Annotated in this window: 5 protein-coding genes and 1 pseudogene; 5 read left to right on the top strand and 1 reads right to left on the bottom strand. The window is 65.4% G+C overall.

Translation table 11 applies throughout. The features are described 5' to 3' along the window. From RT697_RS26550 to RT697_RS26540, 3 genes and pseudogenes are all read left to right on the top strand, one after another. A pseudogene (locus RT697_RS26550) lies at positions 1-110 on the top strand (ribosome silencing factor); the annotation flags it as partial. A gap of 7 nt (positions 111-117) precedes the next feature. Continuing rightward, a complete protein-coding gene (rlmH, locus tag RT697_RS26545) occupies positions 118-588 on the top strand; it encodes a 23S rRNA (pseudouridine(1915)-N(3))-methyltransferase RlmH (RefSeq protein WP_056315576.1) in 471 nt (156 codons plus the stop codon). 31 nt (positions 589-619) lie between these two features. Further along, positions 620-1,246: a nucleoside triphosphate pyrophosphatase gene (locus RT697_RS26540; RefSeq protein WP_313702616.1), complete on the top strand. Its 627-nt coding sequence runs from the start codon at positions 620-622 to the stop codon at positions 1,244-1,246. Positions 1,247-1,366: 120 nt separating this feature from the next. On the opposite strand, the gene RT697_RS26535 is transcribed toward RT697_RS26540, so the two are convergent. Next, positions 1,367-2,719, bottom strand: a complete 1,353-nt coding sequence (locus RT697_RS26535; protein WP_313702615.1) for a dicarboxylate/amino acid:cation symporter — start codon at positions 2,717-2,719, stop codon at positions 1,367-1,369. 293 nt (positions 2,720-3,012) lie between these two features. On the opposite strand from RT697_RS26535, the gene RT697_RS26530 reads away from it, so the two are divergent. Further along, the gene (locus RT697_RS26530; protein ID WP_313702614.1) at positions 3,013-4,959 is read left to right on the top strand and encodes an ATP-binding protein; all 1,947 of its coding nucleotides are present in this window, start codon (positions 3,013-3,015) and stop codon (positions 4,957-4,959) included. A 187-nt stretch (positions 4,960-5,146) separates the two neighbouring features. Further along, positions 5,147-6,517, top strand: a complete 1,371-nt coding sequence (locus RT697_RS26525; RefSeq protein WP_313702617.1) for a sigma-54 dependent transcriptional regulator — start codon at positions 5,147-5,149, stop codon at positions 6,515-6,517. The last annotated feature ends 175 nt before the right edge of the window (positions 6,518-6,692 follow it).

Here is a 6,692-nt window from a genome sequence, read left to right as displayed (position 1 = left end):
AAGAAATCTGGGGCGGCAAGCCGGTGCGCGTGAAGCTCCTGCCCGAATCGACCCGCGTCGCGCCTGTCCCCAGCGACAGCGTCAGCGGTTACGACGACACCGAAGACTGAACACCCCGTGAAGCTGATCGTCGTCGCGGTGGGCACGCGGATGCCGGACTGGGTGCAGACCGCCTGGGACGACTACGCCAAGCGCCTGCCGGCCGACTGCGCACTTGAACTTCGCGAGATCAAGCCAGAACCCCGCACCACCGGCAAGACCCCGGCCCAGATGATGGCGGCCGAGGCCAAGCGCATCGAGGCGGCCCTGCCCGCCAATGCGCTGCGCCTGGCCCTGGACGAACGCGGCCGCGACCTCACCACAATGGCGCTGTCGCAAAAGCTCGAACAGTGGCGCGCGGGCGGGCAGGATGTCGCGTTTCTCGTCGGCGGTCCCGACGGCCTGGATCCCGCCCTCAAAGCGTCCGCCAGCGGCCAGTTGCGCCTGTCGTCCCTCACATTGCCCCACCCCATGGTGCGCGTGGTCCTGGCCGAACAGCTCTACCGCGCCTGGGCCATCATGACCAACCACCCCTACCACCGCGCGTGACCGCCGCCCGGCGGCGCCTGCCCTGCTTCGCATGACCGACACCGCCAATCCCACCGTTTCCTCCCCCCGCCTGTACCTCGCCTCGGCCAGCCCGCGCCGCCGCGAGTTGCTGAACCAGATCGGCCTGGCGCACGAGGTCCTGCTCGTGCCGGCCCCGCCCGGCGAGGACGAACCGCAGCATCCGGGCGAAAGCGCCGCTGATTACGTGCAGCGCACAGCCCGGGACAAGGCGCTGCGTGGCCGCGACTGGATGCGCGCCCACGACATGCCCGTCCTGCCCCTGCTTGCAGCCGACACCACCGTCATCCTGGCGGGCGAGGTCCTGGGCAAGCCGGCAGATCGCGACGACGCCATCCGCATCTTGCGCGCGCTGTCCGGCGCGACGCACGAAGTCCATACCGCGGTGGCGGTGTGCAACGGCGACCGACTGCTGGAAGCCGTCTCCATCACCGAAGTCCGCATGCGCGCCTTGCAAGAAGACGAAATCGGCCGCTATTGCGACAGTGGCGAACCTTTCGGCAAGGCGGGCGCGTATGGCATCCAGGGCCTGGCGGGAACGTTCGTCTCGCACATCGCCGGCAGCTACACCGGCGTGATGGGCCTGCCGCTGTTCGAAACCGCCAACCTGCTCCGCGAGGCCGGCATCCAGGTGCCCTGACACCTTTTCGGCCCGCAAGAAAAAATCCCCCGCGCCGCAAGGCTTCGGGGGATTTTTTGACCTGCGCGATACGGCGCAGGCCATGGATCATGCGCCGCCAGGCCTGCGCGGCGCAGGTGTTCAGCTCTGGCGGGCAGGTTCGCCGATCGCGACCTGCGGCTGCGGTTGCGCCTGCGACGCTGCAGGCGTGCCCGCGCTGTCCAGGGTGGCATGCAGTTGCTCCTGATCCAGCTCGCCTTCCCAACGCGCGACGACCACGGTGGCGGTCGCATTGCCCACCAGGTTGGTCAGGGCGCGGCACTCCGACATGAAGCGGTCCACACCCAGGATCAGCGCCATGCCGGCGACGGGAACCGAAGGCACCACCGACAGCGTGGCCGCCAGCGTGATGAAGCCCGCGCCGGTCACGCCAGCCGCGCCCTTCGAGCTCAGCATCGCCACGAGCAGCAGTAGGATCTGGTCGCCCAGCGACAGCGGAATGTCGCAGGCCTGCGCAATGAACAGCGCGGCCATCGTCATGTAGATGTTGGTGCCATCCAAATTGAACGAGTAACCCGTGGGCACCACCAGGCCGACCACCGACTTCGAGCAGCCGGCGCGTTCCATCTTCTGCATCAACGTGGGCAGAGCGGCTTCCGACGAGCTCGTGCCCAGCACCAGCAGCAGTTCTTCGCGGATGTAGCGGACCAGCTTGAAGATCGAGAAGCCGTTATAGCGGGCAACCAGGCCCAGCACGACCACGACGAACAGCACCGACGTCGCGTAGAACGTGCCGACCAACATCGCCAGGTTCACGACAGATTTGATGCCGTACTTGCCGATGGTGAACGCCATCGCGCCAAAGGCGCCGATAGGCGCGGCCTTCATCAGAATCGCCACCATCTTGAAGATGGGCTGCGCCAGCGCCGTCATGAAATTCAGGATCGGCTTGCCGCGCTCGCCGACGATGGCCAGCGAAATGCCGAACAGCACCGCCACGAACAGCACTTGCAGGATGTCGCCACCCACGAACGGGCTGAAGATGGTCGTGGGAATCACGTTCATCAGGAAGCCGGTGATCGTCGAGTCATGCGCCTTGGCGACATACCCGGACACGGCCTTCTGATCCAGCGTGGTCGGGTCGATGTGCATGCCGGCGCCGGGCTGCACGATATGGCTGACCACCATGCCGACGACCAACGCCAACGTCGAGAACACCAGGAAATACAGCATGGCCTTGCCGGCCACGCGCCCGACCTTCTTCAGGTCGCTCATGGCGGCGATGCCGGTTGCCACGGTCAGGAAGATGACCGGTGCAATGATCATCTTCACCAGCTTGATGAAGGCGTCGCCCAACGGCTGCATCTGCTGGCCGAGTTCCGGCTTGAATGCGCCAAGCAAAATGCCCACCACGATGGCGAAGATCACCTGCACATACAGGATTTGATAGAACTTGAGCTTGCGCGCGGGCGCGCTGTGATCCACTTCGATCATTGGGATTGTCCCCACCAAGGCCCCTTGCTCCGCGCAGCGTGGCGCGTGCGACGTCGGGGCGTTATCTGTTTTATGGCCATGCGTTCCTGCTGCCAGCCGATTTCACCGCGGGGATGAGCCGCGCGGCTTGCCGGTATATATGCAATACCCATGCCAGATCGGCCCGCCGTGCATCGTTTCAGATAAGCCTTTGAAATTGCGGGGTTTTCGCAATGCCTGCCTGGCCAGCAGGTCGCAGCAACAGGCGAAACTCCGCACAGAAACCCGTTAGAATGTGCGGAAAACCGCACACCATGAACGGCTCCTCTTCCTCACCCCTTCCCCCGCCCGCCTCTCCCCGCGCCTGGTCCTGGCCGTGGCGCGTGGCCCTGACGCTGTTGGCTGTCGGCATTGTCGCGATCACGCTGCACGCGGCCACGCAGTGGGCGCGCGACGGGGCGCTGCGCGAGGCCGCCCTCCAGGCCCGCAGCACCGGCCAGATCAACGCGGCCCTACTGCGCAACAACCTCGACATATTCCGGGCGCTGCCCTTTGTGCTGACCCAGGACGTCGACCTGCGCGCGGCGCTTCAAGGGGCCAGTTCAAGGCAGATCGAGGCGCTGGACGAAAAACTTGAAGCGCTCAGCCGCGGCGTCGGTGCTTCGGCCATCTACGTGCTCGACAAGAAAGGCCTGGCCATCGCCGCCAGCAATTGGCGCGAGCCCGCCACCTTCGTCGGCGTCGATTACGAATTCCGCCCCTACTTCCAGGGCTCGGTCCTGCACGGCTCGGCCGAACACTTCGCACTGGGCACCGTCAGCCACGAAGCGGGCCTGTACCTGTCGCGGCGTGTCGACGACGCGCAGGGCGCAATGCTGGGCGTGGTGGTCTTGAAGGTCGACTTCCGGGATCTGGAGGCCGATTGGCGGCAGGCCAACGCCGTCATCTTCGTGACCGACGAACACGGCGTGGTGCTGCTGGGCAACATCCCGGACTGGCGCTTCAGGGTGCTGGCGCCGCTCCCGCCCGCCCTTGCAGAGACCCTGCGCACCAGCCTGCAATTTGGCGATGCGAAATTCCAGCCGCTCCCCGTCACGCCGCCCCTGCAAGCTGCCAGCAACGGCCAACTCATCCGCACCGACGACGCGCTGCCCCGCGCCGCCGCCGGCGCCCCGTTGCTGCACACCACCCTGCCGGTCATCGAATCGCCCGGCTGGACGCTGCACCAGTTGTCTCCGGTGCAGGCCGTTATGAACCAGGCCAGCGCCAATGCCCAACTCGGTGCATTGCTTACGCAGAGCGTGCTCGCCGCGCTGATCGGCGTGGTGCTGTACCGCCGTCATCGCAACCTGGAACGCGCCGAGCAACAGGCCGCAATTCAACAACAGCTCGCGGCGCTCGTGGACGAGCGCACGGCGCAGTTGCGCGACGTGAACGCCAAGCTTGTCGACGAGATGGACGAACGCCAAAGCGCCGAATCCCAACTCCACACCATGAAGGACGAACTGGTCCAGGCCAGCAAGCTGGCATTGCTGGGCCAGGTCGCGGCCGGCGTCGCGCACGAGGTCAACCAGCCCGTCGCCGCCATCCGCGCATACGCCGACAATGCCGTCGAATTCCTGAGGCGCCGAGACGAAAATGCCGTCCAGGAAAACCTGAGCACCATCGCCGCACTGACCGATCGCATCGGCCACATCACCGGCGAGCTTCGCGCCTTCTCGCGAAAGGCGGGTGCGACGGTGGGGCCGACCGATCTGATGGAGGCCCTGGAAGGGGCGATCCTCCTCGTGGGCCCGCGCGCCCGCCGTCAGGGCGTTACGCTGCAAAGCCCGCCTCGCAACCAGAACTGCAGCGTACAGGCCAACCGGGTCCGACTCGAGCAGGTGCTGGTCAATTTGCTGCAGAACGGGCTCGAGGCGCTGGAAGGCGCCCAGAGCGGCCGGATAGTCATCGCCCTGCAAGACCTCGGCGACACGGTGCAATTACACGTTCACGACAACGGCCCGGGCCTGTCCGACCAAGCCCGCGCGCACCTTTTCACCCCCTTTCACACGACCAAGCCCGACGGCATGGGCCTGGGCCTCGTCATCAGCCGGGACATCGTCACCGAATTCGGTGGCGAACTTCGCGCTGCACGGCCGGACGATGCCCGCTTGTCGTCCCCCCGTGCGCCGAACACCGGCGCCTTGTTCATCCTGACCCTGCGCAAAGCGCCGGATAAACGCCACGAACCGAGTACTCATCATGACGCGCGCCCCTGATCCTCAGTCCTCCGCCGCCGAAGCCGAAACCGAAACCGAAACCGAAACCGAAACCGCCTCAAATTCTGCAGATGCCCAGAATGCCGCAAAGGTCGCAGAGATCGCCGATGCCGCAGGTGCCGTTGATGACGCAAATGGCCCCAATCCCTCAAAGGCCGTAAAGTCCGCCGACGTCACCGACGACCGCATGCAGCGGTCCGTCGCGCCCCACGCCGTCTTTATCGACGACGACGACGAGTTGCGCCGCGCCGCCCAGCAAACCCTGAAGCTTCACGGTATCTCGGTCGCGGCGCACGCCAGCGCCCGCGCTGCGTTGCCGGCCCTGGACCGGCACTTCGACGGGGTGGTTGTTACGGATATCCGCATGCCCGATATCGACGGGCTCGAGCTCTTCCAACGGCTACGCGCCATCGATCCTGATATCCCGGTCATCCTGATCACCGGCCACGGCGACATCGCCACGGCGGTTCAATGCATGCGGGAGGGCGCATATGACTTCCTGTCCAAACCTTACCCGGCCGACCGCCTGGTCGCGGCCATCAGCCACGCCGCCGAAAAGCGACGCCTCGTCCTCGAAAACCGCCGCCTTCGCGAAGCCGCCTTCGCCGTTGAAGCCGACGAGGTGCCGTTCATCGGCACCACGCCCGCCATGCAGCGCATCAAGCAAACTTTGCGACACATCGCGGACGCCGATGTCGACGTGCTCGTCGAGGGCGAAACCGGCACCGGCAAGGAAGTCGTCGCCACCGCACTACACCGCCTAAGTCGCCGCCGGCACCGCGCACTTGTCGCCATCAATTGCGGCGCTTTGCCGGAAAGCGTCATCGAAAGTGAACTCTTCGGTCACGAACCCGGCGCTTTCACAGGCGCGCAAAAGAAACGCATCGGCCGCATCGAGCACGCCAGCGGCGGCACACTGTTCCTCGACGAAATCGAAAGCATGCCGCTCGCAGTCCAAGTCAAGCTGCTGCGCGTGCTCGAATCTCGCCAGATCACCCCACTCGGCAGCAACGAAGTCCGCAATCTCGACCTGCGAGTTGTTGCCGCCACAAAAGAAGATCTGGGTAGCCCCGCCATCCGCGCCAAGTTCCGCGAAGATCTGTTCTACCGCCTCAACGTCGTCACGATCCGCCTCCCGCCCTTGCGGGAACGCCGCGAAGACATCCCGCTGCTCTTCGCCCACTACCTCGGCCATGCCTCGCGCCGGTTCCAGCGCGACATCCCCGACATGCCCGCCTCGATCCGCCAGCACCTGATGACGCACGACTGGCCGGGCAATGTGCGCGAACTCGCGCACTTCGCAGAACGTTTCGTGCTCGGCGTTCTCAACAGCCCAGCCCCCGAGTCCACCCCGACGCAAGGCGGCTCGCTCAGCCTTCCCGAACGCATGGAGCAGGTCGAAGCTCAAATCATCCGCGATGCTCTCACCGCCCACCGCGGCGACATCAAAGCCACACTCGAAGCGCTAGGCATTCCCCGCAAGACGTTCTACGACAAACTCCAACGCCACGGTATCGACCGCCAGGAATACGTTGGCGGACCTCGCAGCCCGCTCTGACAAGCGCGCGACACAGACAAATCCAGCGCGGCGCGGCATCCAGGTAAGCGACAAAACAAAACCCCTCGCGGCGCCAGCCGCGAGGGGTTTCTTATTTGAACGCCACAATGTGGAACTCCGCAAAGACAAAACCCCGCAGGGGATACCTGCGGGGTTTTGAGCAATAAAAGCCTGA

Origin of the sequence: Achromobacter sp., assembly GCF_032113835.1 — a bacterium.
Lineage (GTDB): Bacteria > Pseudomonadota > Gammaproteobacteria > Burkholderiales > Burkholderiaceae_B > Achromobacter.
The sequence above is the reverse complement of the archived record's forward strand: the minus strand, read 5'-3'. Positions and strand labels throughout refer to the sequence as shown.